Raw genomic sequence first — 15,185 nt, forward strand, 5'->3', positions numbered from 1 at the left:
TGCACGATTTAGACGCAATGCTCAAGGCGGGAATGGTGAAAGAGCGTTACAGCGGCGTTGATTCAGAATCAACGCCGCTGTTTGCTTATTGCTTTTCTGGTGGGAACACCAGGTTCAGAATGATAGCGGTAATACCGCCTGCGGCAATGCCGGAAGAGAGCAGGTTTTTCACCCAGTCCGGGGCGAACTGCAGGATCAACGGCTGCTGGGAGACGCCCAGGCCGACGGCCAGCGACAGCGCGATAATCAAAATCGCGCGGCGGTTCAGCGGCTCGCGGGACACAATACGCACGCCGGATGCGGCGATAGTACCGAACATTACCAGCGTTGCCCCGCCCAGTACTGGCTCAGGAATATGCTGTACAAAACCGCTGACCGCCGGGAACAGGCCCAGCGCGATCAACATCAACGCCACCACAAAACCGACGTAGCGGCTGGCAACTCCCGTTAACTGAATAACCCCGTTGTTCTGTCCAAAACAGGAGTTCGGGAAGGTGTTGAACACAGCGGAAACAAACGAGTTCAGACCGTTCGCCAGCACGCCGCCTTTCAGGCGTTTCATATACAGCGGACCAGAAACCGGCTGCTCGGAGACATCAGAGGTGGCCGTAATATCGCCGATGGTTTCCAGCGAGGTGATCATAAAGACCAGCATCAGCGGCAGCAGTAAACTCCAGTCGATACCCAGGCCATAATACAGCGGCGTTGGCACCATTAGCAGGTCCTGACTTACCGGTGCGGTATTTTGCGGCAGCATGTCCATAAACCAGGCCAGCAGATAGCCTGCCGCCATCGCAATCACCAATGACGCAACACGCAGGTAAGGGTTGCGTTGACGGTTAAGCAGGATGATTAGTGCCAGTACAACGCCTGCCAACAGTAAATTCTTCGGTGCACCAAAGGTGTTGTCGCTCATTGCGGCATAGCCACCACCAATTGATGTCAGACCCACCTGAATCAGCGACAGGCCGATAATCATCACCACCACGCCTGAGACCAATGGGGTAATGATCCGCCGCGCCAAATGCAGTACGCGTGAGATAACCATCTCGGTGCAGCTTGCCAGCATCAACGTACCGAACAGCGCCGCCATCATGGTTGGGACATCTGCGCCACCGGTTTTTAGCGCCGTACCGCCCATAATCAGTGGCGCAACAAAGTTAAAGCTGGTGCCCTGAATGGATAGCAGCCCTGAGCCTACCGGCCCCCAGGCTTTGATCTGAATGATAGAAGCTACGCCGGAGGCGAACAGCGACATACTGATAATGTGTTGAGTATCCTGAGCCGGTAAACCAAGCGCCTGGCAAATTAACAGAGCGGGAGTAATTACCGCGACGAACATGGCCAGCAGATGCTGACAGGCGGCAAACAAGGTCTGGGCTAACGGGGGGCGATCTTCAAGACGGTAAATCAGTTCACTGTTGTGAGTCTGCGCAACCGGTTGCGCATTTGTTGACTCTACGGCGTTAACGGACATCAGAGGCAATCCCATGGTGGAAAAGCGGTGATTTTATCTGACCAGGGCAGAAAAGCAAACGTTTGCTAGCAGGTATTCTTAATATTTAAAACGGATAAACAAACATTTTTATATAACTTTTCATCATTTTCTGCTTAAAATCCACCCCGAAAACTCAATAAGAGCTAAAAATCGGTCTGGAATGCATCGTGCGTGATTGTGCTAAACGCACTAATGGAGCTGTAAATGTTTTATCTCGATACGTTATCAACGCTGGTTGCGGCAACCCTTGTGTTGCTGCTGGGACGTAAGCTCGTCCAGTCTGTTTCCTTCCTGAAAAAATACACCATTCCCGAACCCGTAGCGGGCGGCCTGCTGGTGGCGATTGCGCTGCTGGTGCTGAAAAAAAGCATGGGCTGGGAAGTGAACTTCGATATGACCCTGCGCGATCCGTTGATGCTGGCCTTCTTCGCCACTATCGGTCTGAACGCCAATATCGCAAGTTTGCGCGCCGGCGGCCGCGTGGTGGGTATTTTTCTGATTGTGGTTGTTGGCCTGTTGCTGATGCAAAACGCCATCGGTATTGGTATGGCGACCCTGCTGGGTCTGGACCCGCTGATGGGCCTGATTGCTGGCTCGATCACCCTCTCTGGTGGACACGGAACCGGGGCCGCATGGAGCAAGCTGTTTATTGAACGTTACGGCTTCACCAATGCGACTGAAGTGGCGATGGCTTGCGCAACGTTTGGTCTGGTATTGGGTGGGCTGATTGGCGGCCCGGTGGCACGCTATCTGGTCAAACACTCCACCACGCCGGACGGTATGCCGGACGATCAGGCTGTTCCGACCGCATTTGAAAAGCCGGACGTCGGACGCATGATCACCTCACTGGTGCTGATTGAAACTATTGCGCTGATCGCTATCTGCCTGACGGTGGGGAAAATCGTTGCGCAAATGCTGGTCGGAACGGTGCTGGAACTGCCGACCTTTGTCTGCGTGCTGTTTGTTGGGGTGATCCTCAGTAACGGTCTGGCATTACTGGGCTTTTATCGGGTGTTCGAGCGTGCGGTTTCGGTGCTGGGTAACGTGAGTTTGTCGTTGTTCCTGGCGATGGCGCTGATGAGCCTGAAGTTGTGGGAGCTGGCTTCTCTGGCTCTGCCGATGCTGGCAATTCTGGTTGTGCAGACTATTTTCATGGCGCTGTACGCGATATTCGTCACCTGGCGCATGATGGGTAAGAACTACGATGCCGCCGTACTGGCAGCCGGGCATTGCGGGTTTGGCCTCGGCGCGACGCCGACGGCGATTGCCAACATGCAGGCGATTACCGAACGCTTTGGGCCATCCCATATGGCGTTTCTGGTGGTGCCGATGGTGGGGGCGTTCTTTATCGATATCGTCAACGCGCTGGTGATTAAGCTGTATCTGCTGTTGCCGATTTTTGCGCAATAACGGCTGTGCGGCGGAGTCATGTCCGCCGCGATTAATTCACTATGCGTTGGAATAGCGCTCGGTTTCCGGCATCCAGCGCTCAATCAGCGCCACCGCCTGTTGCGGGTAACGTTCGTGAATATGGCGGGCAATGCGCTGAACTTCCGGAATAATTGCCTGATCGCGCAACAGATCCGCTACTTTGAATTCCGCCGTTCCGGTCTGGCGAGTACCTAACAGCTCGCCGGGGCCGCGGATCTCCAAATCTTTTTGTGCAATCACAAACCCGTCGTTGCTGTCGCGCAGAACCTGCAGGCGTTTTTGCGCTGTTTTTGACAGTGGTGATTTGTACAACAGGACGCAGTGGGAGGCTACCGCGCCACGACCGACGCGGCCGCGCAACTGGTGTAACTGTGCTAAACCCAAACGCTCCGGGTTTTCAATAATCATCAGGCTGGCGTTTGGCACGTCCACACCCACTTCAATTACCGTGGTGGCAACCAGCAGATGCAGTTCACCCTGCTTAAAGGCCGCCATTACTGACTGCTTCTCGGCGGGCTTCATACGGCCGTGTACCAGGCCAATATTGAGTTCTGGCAGCGCAATTTTAAGCTCTTCCCACGTTGCTTCTGCTGCCTGAGCTTCTAACAGATCAGACTCTTCAATCAGCGTACAGACCCAGTATGCCTGGCGCGCTTCGTGGGTACAGGCGTTGCGCACGCGATCAATGATGTCGCTGCGGCGGGTATCCGGAATCGCCACCGTAGTGACCGGCGTACGCCCCGGAGGCAGTTCGTCAATGACTGATGTGTCGAGGTCGGCATAGGCGGTCATCGCCAGCGTGCGCGGGATGGGCGTGGCAGTCATGATGAGCTGGTGCGGATGGAAACCCTGCTGTTGGCCTTTCTCCCACAGCGCCAGGCGCTGATGCACGCCAAAACGATGCTGTTCATCAATGATAACCAGCGCCAGGCCGTTGAACTGTACCTGTTCCTGGAAAATCGCGTGCGTGCCGACAATCATCTGCACCTGACCGCTGGCGATAGCTTCCTGCTGCGCCTGGCGCGCTTTGCCTTTCTGTTTACCTGCCAGCCAGCCCACTTCAACGCCCAGCGGCGCGAACCAGTTACGGAAGTTATTCGCATGCTGCTCAGCCAGTAGTTCGGTGGGGGCCATCAGCGCAACTTGCTTGCCATGTGCAATTGCCCGTAGAGCAGCAAGTGCTGCAACCAGCGTTTTACCGGAGCCGACATCGCCCTGCACGAGGCGCATCATCGGGACATCCAGCGCCATATCATGTTCGATCTCAGCGGTAACGCGGGCCTGTGCGCCGGTCGGTTTAAACGGTAGCGCCGCCAGCAGCTTATCTTTCAGCGCATTGTTTGCGCTCAGCGGCTGGGCATGAAAACGCTGGGCTCCGGCGCGTAACGCCAGCATGCTGAGGTTATGCGCCAGCAGTTCTTCCAGAATGAGACGTCGCTGCGCCGGATGCTGGCCGGTTTCCAGATCGCTCAACTGCAGTGACGGCGGTGGGCGGTGCAACGTGCGCAGGGCTTCCGGCAGGCTCATCATGCCCTGCAACAGCTCTGGCGGCAGCAGTTCGGCAATGGCGCAGGTATCGAGCAGGTCCAGCGCCTGATCGGTCAGCTTGCGCAGCGTGGCCTGCTTCACGCCTTCGGTAGTCGGATAAACAGGGGTAAGCGTTTCCTGTAATTCCGGCGTGCTGAGATCGCCCTGCACACGGTATTCCGGGTGGATCATCTCTGCACCGTATTTCCCGCGTTTGGCTTCACCGTAGGCCAGCACCCGGCGACCGGTGGCGAGGCTGTTTTTCATTGCTGCGCTGAAATTGAAAAAGCGCATGGTGAGAATGCCGGAACCATCGCTGATCTGACAGGTCATCATCCGGCGACCGCCGAAGGTGATATTGCAGTTCAGCACTTCGCCTTCAACGGTGGCATAGACGCCCGGTAGCAGTTCGCCAATTGGGTACAGATGGGTACGGTCTTCGTAACGCAGGGGGAGGTGGAGCAGGAGGTCCTGTACGGTGTGCAGGCCAATTTTCGCCAGTTTACTGCTTTGCGCTGCGCCAACGCCGGTCAGAGAGTTGAGTGGGATGGCATCCAGTAAACGGCCTTTCATCGCGTTTATCTCGCAGATTGCATAGTGGCCCACCACGTTGCATCGGCTTCAATTTCGCCCTGCGTGTTTACGTGAGGGTAGGGAAGACCTTTGCGCTTAGCGACATTCGCCAGCACCGGATAACCGCCTTCAAACAGCAAACGCTGCTGCTCATCTTGCGGCAGCATACTGTTTTCTCGGCGGTACATGCCGGCGTTTTGCCGCTGGCGCTGTGCCTCGTACAGAATCAGCGCCGAGGCGACCGAAACGTTCAGCGATTGCACCATGCCAGTCATGGGAATGATGATGTCCTGATCCGCCAGAGCCAACGCTTCCTGAGTAATGCCGGTTTTTTCCTGACCCATCAGGATGCAGGTGGGGCGAGTGTAATCAATCTCGCGAAAATCCACGGCTTTATCTGACAGATGGGTTGCCAGCACCTGCATGCCCCGATTTTTTAAATGTGTGACCGCATCGCTAATGGTGCGGTGAGTTTTAACCTGTACCCAACTGTTACTGCCTGCGGCAGAAGAGGCCATGGTGCGCATACGGCTACCCGGCCAGACGGCGTGGACTTCATGCACGCCGACCGCATCTGCAGTACGAATGATAGCGGAAACGTTATGAGGCTTGTGGACCTCTTCCATGCAGACGGTCAGATCGGGCTGACGACGTGCGAGCATTTCGCGGATACGTGCATAGCGCTGTTCATTCATAAAACGTGTTCTAGTTACGGTTACGGGTGACTTTGATCACGTCCGGCATGACGCGGATTTTGCGCATGATATTTGCCAGGTGCACACGGTCGCGGGCGGTCAGGCGAATAAAGGCGCTATAGACGCGGCCATCTTTCTCTTCCGTATTCAGACTTTGAATATTGGAGGTGGTCGTGTTAATTGCCGCCGTCAGGTTCGCCAGAGCACCCTGGTGGTTAAACATATCCACCTTAATCTCGGTGATGAACTCCTGCTCCGTCTCTTTATCCCATTCCACCGCCATAAACTTCTCAGGCTCTTTCTGGTAGCCACGAATGTTACGGCAGGATTCATGGTGAATCACCAGACCTTTACCCGGGCTGACGTGGGCAATGATGGGATCGCCTGGAATCGGACGACAGCATTTCGCGAAGGTGATCAGCACACCGTCTGCGCCTTTGATCGGCAGATGACCATGGCCAGATTGTGCCGGTACGTTAGCTGTTGCTTCGCCCTGCTGGAGGTTTTTCGCTACCACCACGCTCATGGCGTTACCCAGACCGATTTCTGCGAGCAGATCGTCAAGCGTGGCGAGCTTCATGCGCTCAAGCTCACGCTGGATGCTCTCTGGCGGGATCTCAGCCAGTTTACGGCTACCGCCCAGGGCATGGTTGAGCAGTCGACGGCCCAGACTGACGGAATCATCGCGCTTGAGGTTTTTCAGCAGTTGGCGAATCTTGGCGCGCGCTTTCGAACTGACGACGAAGTTAAGCCATGCCGCATTCGGACGTGCGCCCGGCGCGGTAATGATTTCAACGGTCTGACCGCTAAACAGCGGTTGTGAAAGCGGGTAAGGCTGTCTGTCGACACGTGCGCCGACGCAGGCGTGACCGATATCGGTATGCACGGCGTAGGCGAAGTCGACAGGCGTTGCACCGGCGGGCAGTTCGACAATGCGCCCTTCCGGTGTGAAAACATAAATCTCATCCGGGAAGAGATCAGATTTGACGCTTTCAATAAATTCAAACGAGCTACCGGCGCTCTGCTGCAGTTCCAGCAGGCTTTGCATCCAGCGCTGAGCGCGGATTTGTGCGGTGGTGCTGCTTTCGCCGCCGTGCTCTTTGTAAGCCCAGTGCGCCGCCACACCCATTTCTGCCATCTGATCCATGTCTTCAGTACGAATTTGTACTTCAACCGGAACGCCATGAGGGCCGATCATTGAGGTGTGCAAAGACTGATATCCGTTCGCTTTTGGAATGGCGATATAGTCTTTCACGCGACCAGGACGCGGTTTGTACAGGCTATGCATCTGGCCGAGTACGCGATAGCAGGTATCGGAATCATGAACAATGACGCGAAAAGCGTAGATATCCATGATGGAGTGAAAACGCTGCTCTTTGAGCACCATTTTGCAGTAGATAGAGTACAGGTGCTTCTCGCGCCCGCTCACGCGACACGGAATGCCTGCCTCCTGCAAACGCCCTTCGATTTCCGAGAGGATTTTTTGGATCATCTCTTTGCGGTTGCCGCGAGCGGCTTTAACCACTTCTTTAATCACGCGATAGCGGTTCGGGTACAGCGCTTCAAAACCCAGCTCTTCCAGCTCGGTTTTAATGTGATGAATACCTAAACGGTGTGCCAGCGGACTATAGATTTCGAGGGTTTCACGGGCGATGCGGCGACGCTTGTCCGGGCGTAATGAGCCCAGCGTGCGCATATTGTGAGTACGGTCGGCAAGTTTGATGAGAATGACGCGGATATCCTGCACCATCGCCATAATCATCTTGCGAAAGTTTTCGGCTTGCGCCTCTTTCTTATCGCGAAACTTAAGCTTATCAAGCTTCGATACCCCTTCTACTAGCTCTGCAACGCTTTTACCAAAAAGCTGTTCCATGTCCTGATAGGTGGCTGGGGTATCTTCAATCACGTCATGCAGCAGCGCAGCCATCAGCGTTTCGTAGTCGAGTTTCATCTCGGCCAGAATACAGGCTACCGCTACCGGGTGCGTGATATAGGGTTCACCGCTTGAACGTGTCTGGCCCTCGTGAGCGTCACGTGCAACGAGATACGCCTGCCGAAGACGCTTAATCTGGTCTTCCGGCAGGTAGTGTTGAATCAGTTGATTCAGGCTTTCAAACAGATACAAGGGCGACCCGCTTTGTGATTAACGACGACCTTCAGCAATAGCGGTAACAGCTTGTAATTCAGCGGCTTCCTGCTCTTGCTGTTCCTGGCGCTCACGCACGTCGAGGATCTGGTTGTTGATCAGACCTTCTTCGATTTCGCGCAGCGCGATAACGGTAGTTTTATCGTTTTCTTCCGGTACGAGCGGATCCTTTCCGCCTACCTGCATCTGACGAGCGCGACGCGCGGCGACCAGTACCAGGTCAAAACGGTTACCAATTTTCTCTACAGCGTCCTGAACAGTTACGCGTGCCATACTTAAAATGCTCCACAGGTGAAGAAATGACTGGGCATGATACTGAATGTGGGTTCAGTCTGCCAACAGTTTGCTGATTAAAGCGTCATGACGCTGCTTTTGGCGGCTCATGCGCAGACGTTCGGCGCGAATGATCGTTTTCAAATCGCCCAGGGCAGTATCGAAGTCATCATTCACAATCAGATAATCATATTCGGCGTAATGGCTCATTTCTGCAACAGCTTGCGCCATACGTTTTGCGATAACTTCTTCGCTATCCTGACCACGGCCACGCAGGCGGCGGTCCAGCTCAATCTTAGAAGGTGGCAAAATAAAAATACTGCGTGCATGCGGCATTTTTTCACGAATTTGCTGCGCACCTTGCCAGTCGATATCTAAAAAGACATCGACGCCCGATGCCAGTACTTGCTCAATTGCCTCACGCGAGGTGCCGTAGTAATTGCCAAATACCTCAGCGTGTTCCAGGAACGCATCTCTGCCAATCATGGTTCTGAATTCATCATGGTTCACAAAGAAATAGTGTTCACCATGCACTTCCCCCGGACGCGGAGCGCGCGTGGTGTGCGAAACAGAAACCTGGGTGTCATACAACGGTTGGGTTTTTAATAAAGCCTGAATCAGGCTGGATTTACCCGCGCCACTGGGGGCAGAAACAATATAAAGCGTGCCTTGAGCCATGAGTATCTTAATGTATGTGATTGTCGAAAGAGAGCCTACATACGGGCTTATTATACACGTAGCCGCTTTGCTACGTAGCCTTTGTCACACTTTTTGCGCATGTTTATTGCGTTTTGCGTACCAGTTTCCTGTTTTATCCACGATTTGCAGCAATTTGTGCAAATGTCAGGAATGGTGCTCGCAGGATGAGTTTTTACCGCTCTGTTTCCTTTTCACTTCGCGCTATATCTGCCGGGAAACGCAGTGTTCAGCGGAGGTAGCATGAGGTTATGGAAAGGCATAGGGGTGATTTTGCTAATGGGATATCTACCCGCCTGGGCGGTTTGCCCCGTCTGGTCGCCTGCCCGGGCAAATGAGGAAATTTCGCGACTACAGCAGCAGATAACACAGTGGAATGACAGTTACTGGAAACAGGGTGAAAGTGCCGTAGACGACGGCGTTTATGACCAGCTCAATGCGCAACTCATCCAATGGCAACGTTGTTTTGTCGATGAAGCCCCACCCGATCTGTCTGCGCCCCCAATAAGTGGCACAGTTTCGCACCCTGTTCCCCACACGGGAGTTCGAAAACTTGCCGATAAGCAAGCGCTCCAGCAATGGATGCAGGCCCGTAGCGATCTCTGGGTGCAGCCGAAGGTGGACGGCGTGGCGGTCACGCTGGTTTATCGCAACGGCAATCTGATACAGGCGATTAGCCGTGGTAACGGCCTGAAAGGTGAAGACTGGACGCAAAAGGTTCTTCAGATCCCTTCCGTACCCCATATTACCGAGGGACAGCTCGCTAACAGTACTCTGCAGGGTGAGATATTTTTGCAGCAGGAAGGGCATATCCAACAGCAGAGAGGGGGAATGAACGCCCGTTCAAAGGTTGCTGGAATGATGATGCGGCAGAACACGCCGGAGTTATTACGCTCTCTGAACATATTTATCTGGGCCTGGCCTGATGGTCCGGCGGTCATGTCGGAAAGGTTGGAGCAACTCACTGCTGCCGGGTTCAGTTTTGCGCAGCGCTATACTCAGGCCGTGAAGAATGCGGACGACGTAGAGCAGGCCCGCGCCAGGTGGTGGACTTCGGCGCTCCCTTTTGTGACGGATGGTGTCGTGGTGCGATCGGGGAAAGAACCACAGGCGCGATACTGGCTCCCTGGACAGGGAGACTGGCTGGCAGCGTGGAAATATCCTCCGGTGGCTCAGGTGTCAGAGGTTACAGATATTCAGTTTTCAGTTGGTAAAAGTGGGAAAATTGCCGTTGTTGCTATGTTGAAGCCCGTCATGCTGGATGATAAGCGGGTGCAGCGCGTCAATATTGGCTCTGTCCGACGCTGGAATGAATGGGATATCGCGCCTGGCGATCAGATTCTGATAAGCCTCGCCGGACAAGGGATCCCCCGTATAGATGAGGTGGTGTGGCGCAGTACCCAGCGTATTAAGCCAACGCCACCTGAGGGGCGCTTCAATTCATTAACCTGTTTTTATGCTACCCCGGAGTGTTATGAGCAGTTTGTCGCAAGGCTGGTCTGGCTGGGCGCCAAAGAGGTATTGGGGCTGGAGGGCATCGGCGAGGCGGGATGGCGGGAGCTCCATCAGGCGTATCGCTTTGAGCATATCTTTTCCTGGCTTGGGCTAACTCAGGAACAACTACAGTCCACATTTGGTGTAAGCAAAGGGGAGAAGTTATGGCATCAGTTCAACCTGTCACGCGATCTTCCGTTCACGCGCTGGCTGATTGCTATGGGAATACCGATAACACAGGTTACGTTGAATGCCAGTCGGGATGGTTCGTGGCTGCAGTTACAGGAGCGTAGTGAACAAAGCTGGCGGCAGTTACCTTTTATGGGGGAGCGACGGGCTCGGCAGGTGATGCAGTGGCTGGAGGAGCGAGAGGTCACAGTGCTGAGCAACTGGTTAGCTGCTCAGCGGATCACGGGCTTTATGCCTTAATGCCCTTCATGGCGATAGTAAAATACCGGCAGTCCTAACTTCAGGCGCAGTGCCAGTAAACGTGCTGTAAAGCCGAAAAGCAGGGTGGAGATAACTACGATATCGTGGCTGGAGACATAATGCTGTAGCACGATGTACAGCACGGCAGCGGCAAATGATACGCCGGCATACAATTCTTTCTGGAACACCAGCGGGATGCGTTTGCAGAACATATCGCGTAATACACCGCCAAAGACACCAGTGGTAACCGCAGCGACCACGGCAATAATTGGCCCGTGTCCCATATCCAGCGCCACCTGAGCGCCAATAATAGAAAAGACCACCAGGCCCAGCGCATCCAGTACGAGGAATATTTTACGCAGATAGGGCATGACGGGGGCAATAATGGTGGTCAGTACCGCAGCGGTCGCCACGATAATGACGTATTCAGGGTGCTTTACCCAACCGAGCGGATAGTGGCCGAGAAGAATGTCGCGCACTGATCCACCGCCAATGGCCGTCGCGGTGGCAATAATAATGACGCCAAATGTATCCATACGACGACGACCTGCCGCAAGTGCACCCGTCATGGCTTCGGCAGTAATACCAATTAAGTATAAAACGTGTAACAGCATGTATTCCCCCTGATTTGCTGGGGGCTAAGGTTAACGATTTGTGCGCACTGTCACGATTGAGATTTTCTAAGGTGAAGTGATTCTAATAACTACAGCTAATGCTTGTTTGAAGAAAATGCCATATGTTGTGCGCATAACGATATTAGTGATGGTGATAAGTGATGAGAAAATATAATGCGTAGTGAGAGGTTATAAACATGCCCATCGGAAAAGCACGTAGCGCCGCCGTTTACTGGCGAGCCACGTATGATATTTCAACAAAACTATCCTCCCCGACCATTGGACAAGTTGACACTCCAGAAGCCATTAGAGAAGTCATCCTAAGTAAACTCTGATATTCAGCGGCCTCTATTCTGAAAAATGCCCCCCTCAGCTATCGCTTCTATGCGTGTAGACACATTTACAGCAAAATCTTCAGCATTTAGTCAGTCGGAGTGATAGACATGAGCGTAAGAGAGGAAATTCAGGATGGCAGAGAGGCTGGAAATTTAAGAAGTGGGATAACCTACACCGAAGTTTTGGGGTGGATAGATATGGGACATGCTCGAGGAGATGATGTCAGAAAGTTACTCTCGGATATGCACCAAGGCGAGCATTCAGGAAAGGATTATTACGATGTAAAATACACTCAAAGTATGGGAAGAGGAGGGCTCACAATTGGGAAGTTCATCAGATGGAGAATTAGAAAAGGGCGAAGTTTATTTGAACGATATAGTATAGCGCTTTCCATGATGATGGCGCTTGCTCATCGTTTTGAAGGTTTACAGTCAAATTTCCCCTTTTATCTTTACACCGACAGCGGTTTCAGTGGTGAGGATTTAGTATCCGATTTGCTGGGGTTCTACCGCGTAGTCTCATATAGTAACCCATTCCCGCTATTGCAGCCCGTCAGCAAAGAGGAAGCCCTCAGACGTTGGGATTATTATGGTCCAATCGGTTCTTTTAAAAACACCTCATTCCAACCGATTTTATTTCCCGAACCGATGAAATCAGCTTTAGCTCTTCCTGTAAAAGGTGTTTTACCCTCATTCATGAGAACAGTGATACCTTACAGCGACTTTAGTTCTGGTAACGTTAAAATAGTTTCCAGAGATGGAACGGTCGTTAACTGGTAAAAAAGGGAAACATATGAAACAGGCAGTCATAATAGTGCTGATGATAATAGCTATATGCAGTTCTTATTTCTGTCCTAATATTAAAATGAGACTTGCTGGTAACGCACAATATACAGAGTTTGATAAAGACAAATATGATTATTATACTCCTCAAGTTTTAAAAAAAATGCCGAGAATATCCCAAGTGTATGACTTTAATTATACGAACATTTCTGGTCCTAAGGCTGATGTATGGAGTGTGACGTTCCATGATACCAGTAATACGGGGAGGATTAGTAAATATCTCTCAATGGCGGGCTATGAAAAACAGGTAAAATGCGATGTTGAGGCGGAATGCTGGCGTCTCAGGGGCTCCGATGAAGTACTGACAGTCGTGAATATGAACAGCAGTAATGCTGTTCGGATTGATATTCTGAAGAGTATTTATAACGACAAATATATGCCAGATAAATAAGTATTCAATTTTATATAAGTCAGCACTTACTGGCGGTACGGATAGCCTGCATTGAGCAGGCTATCTAGTACGTTACGATAGCATAGGGATGATATTCAAAATTACTCGATTGAATTTGTTTGTTGAGTATGTGAGTCTATGCCTTATGTTTACTGGTTTTTATGGAGTGCGTTTATTCAATGGGTACACCCTTGTGTACACCAAAACTTCATGTGCTTTGTTGCTGTGTCTATTTTTTGCCCAGTTTTTTGGCGGCCGATTCAAGTTGTTTGATACTTTTTTCTGGCACAGGCAGATTCTCGGGCATTGTCCCACCCAACTCCTGAATAGTTTGACGTACTTTTCTACCTACCTCAAAGTGAGTTTCATTGGCTTTTTGCTTAGATTTAACATTGTCCCTGCGGAGTTTCTCTTCTGCCTGAGTGGCTCGGAATAAGTTGGCCGCCAATTCAGTGGAACCCATGTGGTCGAGTATCTTTTGGCTTTTCTTGAGGCCTTTTCGCTGATGTATAGCCTTCTGATCTAAGCCACCGTACAGCCCTTGATACCCATGATTCTGAAAAATTGCAAAATCCAGAGTGGTTTCAACACCGGCTTGCTGTGCTGCCTCGACCAAATGTTTATTGTGCTCTTTCAGTTCGTTCCTAAGAAAAAGGCGTTTCTCATCTTCGCGGAGTCGCTTGAATGTCTCATCGTCAGCTAGTTCCTGCCGCCTAGTCTGTATTGCAAAGTACGTTTGCCCCGCGGCTATGACGGGTTTGGTAGGGTCTCCGTTTTGAACAACTAAGTAGCAAGCGTACCGAGACAGTATTACATCCTTTAGTTCCCTTTGCGCACCTGAACCAATTTTGACCATACCGAGGACATCCTCGAAATGGTCGCCAATATTGTGACCGCTGTTAAGGCATGCTTCTTTTGCTCGTTCTAAAACAGGAGTGAAATGACGATACTCTGAGTAATCCAGCAGCTTTGCTAGCTCTCGTGCTGACCAATATTCTGATCCTTCTTCATCAACCTGTTTGATCTCTTCGAAAGGCTGGTGGTGCTCGTTCATTGCTCACTCCATGTATTAGCTTGATATTTAAGGATGGCAGCTATCATTGCCGCCAACGCTAGCGGCAAGGCTTAATATCTCACATCCTGATTAATGTATGATAGAGGTACCCCACCATAAGCAATCAGCCAGCCATGAGAATGACCAGCCGCAAAATTCTGCCCTTTGACAGGACAACAGAGTGACTTGCAGTTACTCTGTTCTTTAAGCACCGTCAGCATCACATTCCAAAATTGACGGTATCAAACAAATCAGATAGTTAACTTCAACCCCATTCGTATAACATTGTTATACAGTGGTATACTGTATAGATATAAAACACTGATACGGTTGCCATCATGAGCAAATCCAATCTTGTAGCGTTCCGCGTCCCTGCTGAATTGGTGGATGCGTTTAATGGGTCTGTAGCAGCATCTGGTGGCGACAAAACAGCGTGGCTACTCGATGCCCTACGCAGCAAATTAAACCAGCCAGAGAATAACCCACAGTCGCGTATGCTGGCGCTGGTGGAGCGAATGGAAGCCGCTGCCGCAGCGCTGGCAGGAGGTAAGCAGGGAATCCCGCCCTTGCGGGTGTGTGGTACGATTGCTCATAGCTACCTCGATACTATTACTATCGGTGGTGGTTAGAAGCCCGATTGGTGTTAGCGCACCCTCGGGCTTTGCCGTTTTTACAGATTGGTATTGAATTACCGCAAACTGGTAGTTACCATCTGTATTGCCATTATAATACTGGTAACTACCAATGCAAGATGATAAGCAGAAAAAAGCGTTCGATCGCAAGGGGAGCACCATGAAGCACATTCGCTTTGAGGATGAACTACTTGAGCAAATCAACGCTGTTGCTGGACAAGGCAATTTCAGTTCTTGGGTTAAAGACTCATGCCGCGATAGGCTGCGGAAAGAAGGAATTAAACCTAAGGCTTGATTTTTTTCAGCAACATTGCAAAGGGTGGCCTTATGGCTGCCCTTTTTTATGGACTCCGAATACTCACCTTCTCGCGTAACGACCCCTAAAAAATCTTCTGGTGCATGCGTACTGCTCGTAAAAGCTGATGTAACACGGCCCATAACGGTAGCACACCAGTTCACGCCACCAGCCAGCAGGGGGAATTTATTCCCCGCATTCAGCTTTTTAGAGGTGATTTCTTCTTGGTTTAAAATGTCATCATTTGTCGTCATTTCCC

Annotated in this window: 13 protein-coding genes and 1 pseudogene; 6 read left to right on the plus strand and 8 right to left on the minus strand. The window is 51.8% G+C overall.

All coding sequences use genetic code 11. The annotated features are described in order from the left end of the window. Positions 1 to 85: 85 nt before the first annotated feature. Positions 86 to 1,477, minus strand: coding sequence for a xanthine/proton symporter XanP (xanP, locus tag IB196_RS00365; RefSeq protein WP_188231957.1), 1,392 nt, complete (start codon positions 1,475 to 1,477; stop codon positions 86 to 88). Positions 1,478 to 1,702: 225 nt separating this feature from the next. On the opposite strand from xanP, the gene gltS reads away from it, so the two are divergent. Next, positions 1,703 to 2,908 carry a sodium/glutamate symporter gene (gene gltS, locus IB196_RS00370; protein ID WP_003024029.1) on the plus strand — a complete coding sequence of 402 codons (1,206 nt, stop codon included), beginning with the start codon at positions 1,703 to 1,705 and terminating at the stop codon, positions 2,906 to 2,908. Between the two features lie 39 nt (positions 2,909 to 2,947). Here the strand turns inward: gltS and recG are convergent, their stop codons facing one another. The 5 genes from recG to gmk are packed head-to-tail and all read right to left on the minus strand — an operon-like array spanning position 2,948 to position 8,821. Then, positions 2,948 to 5,029, minus strand: a complete 2,082-nt coding sequence (gene recG / locus IB196_RS00375) for an ATP-dependent DNA helicase RecG (protein WP_040231563.1) — start codon at positions 5,027 to 5,029, stop codon at positions 2,948 to 2,950. A 5-nt stretch (positions 5,030 to 5,034) separates the two neighbouring features. Continuing rightward, complete coding sequence (gene trmH, locus IB196_RS00380; protein WP_155021720.1) at positions 5,035 to 5,724, minus strand: tRNA (guanosine(18)-2'-O)-methyltransferase TrmH; 690 nt, start codon at positions 5,722 to 5,724, stop codon at positions 5,035 to 5,037. 10 nt (positions 5,725 to 5,734) lie between these two features. After that, positions 5,735 to 7,849 (minus strand): bifunctional GTP diphosphokinase/guanosine-3',5'-bis pyrophosphate 3'-pyrophosphohydrolase, encoded by a 2,115-nt coding sequence (spoT, locus tag IB196_RS00385; protein ID WP_005122599.1) that lies wholly within the window; start codon positions 7,847 to 7,849, stop codon positions 5,735 to 5,737. A gap of 18 nt (positions 7,850 to 7,867) precedes the next feature. Then, complete coding sequence (gene rpoZ / locus IB196_RS00390) at positions 7,868 to 8,143, minus strand: DNA-directed RNA polymerase subunit omega (protein WP_000135058.1); 276 nt, start codon at positions 8,141 to 8,143, stop codon at positions 7,868 to 7,870. Positions 8,144 to 8,197: 54 nt separating this feature from the next. Continuing rightward, positions 8,198 to 8,821, minus strand: a complete 624-nt coding sequence (gene gmk, locus IB196_RS00395) for a guanylate kinase (protein WP_005122601.1) — start codon at positions 8,819 to 8,821, stop codon at positions 8,198 to 8,200. A gap of 261 nt (positions 8,822 to 9,082) precedes the next feature. Here gmk and ligB point away from each other — a divergent pair, with 261 nt between their 5' ends. Next, entirely contained in the window at positions 9,083 to 10,762 is a 1,680-nt protein-coding gene (ligB, locus tag IB196_RS00400; RefSeq protein WP_188231958.1) for an NAD-dependent DNA ligase LigB, read from the plus strand. Here the strand turns inward: ligB and IB196_RS00405 are convergent. Further along, positions 10,759 to 11,376 (minus strand): trimeric intracellular cation channel family protein, encoded by a 618-nt coding sequence (locus IB196_RS00405; RefSeq protein WP_188231959.1) that lies wholly within the window; start codon positions 11,374 to 11,376, stop codon positions 10,759 to 10,761. The two genes, ligB and IB196_RS00405, sit on opposite strands and share 4 nt — an antisense overlap. A 443-nt stretch (positions 11,377 to 11,819) precedes the next feature. Here IB196_RS00405 and IB196_RS00410 point away from each other — a divergent pair, with 443 nt between their 5' ends. Together IB196_RS00410 and IB196_RS00415 are read left to right on the plus strand one after the other, a co-directional pair. Further along, positions 11,820 to 12,491 (plus strand): hypothetical protein, encoded by a 672-nt coding sequence (locus tag IB196_RS00410; protein WP_188231960.1) that lies wholly within the window; start codon positions 11,820 to 11,822, stop codon positions 12,489 to 12,491. A 13-nt stretch (positions 12,492 to 12,504) separates the two neighbouring features. Further along, positions 12,505 to 12,945 (plus strand): hypothetical protein, encoded by a 441-nt coding sequence (locus IB196_RS00415; protein WP_040231568.1) that lies wholly within the window; start codon positions 12,505 to 12,507, stop codon positions 12,943 to 12,945. 229 nt (positions 12,946 to 13,174) lie between these two features. On the opposite strand, the gene dinD is transcribed toward IB196_RS00415, so the two are convergent. Further along, positions 13,175 to 13,999, minus strand: a complete 825-nt coding sequence (gene dinD / locus IB196_RS00420) for a DNA damage-inducible protein D (RefSeq protein ID WP_188231961.1) — start codon at positions 13,997 to 13,999, stop codon at positions 13,175 to 13,177. Between the two features lie 338 nt (positions 14,000 to 14,337). Here dinD and IB196_RS00425 point away from each other — a divergent pair. Further along, positions 14,338 to 14,565 (plus strand): annotated as a pseudogene (locus tag IB196_RS00425) (hypothetical protein); the annotation flags it as partial. Between the two features lie 178 nt (positions 14,566 to 14,743). Next, positions 14,744 to 14,926: a YlcI/YnfO family protein gene (locus IB196_RS00430; protein WP_071887300.1), complete on the plus strand. Its 183-nt coding sequence runs from the start codon at positions 14,744 to 14,746 to the stop codon at positions 14,924 to 14,926. Positions 14,927 to 15,185 lie beyond the last annotated feature (259 nt).

The organism is Citrobacter sp. C6_1 (assembly GCF_014596835.2).
Classification (GTDB): Bacteria; Pseudomonadota; Gammaproteobacteria; order Enterobacterales; family Enterobacteriaceae; genus Citrobacter; species Citrobacter pasteurii.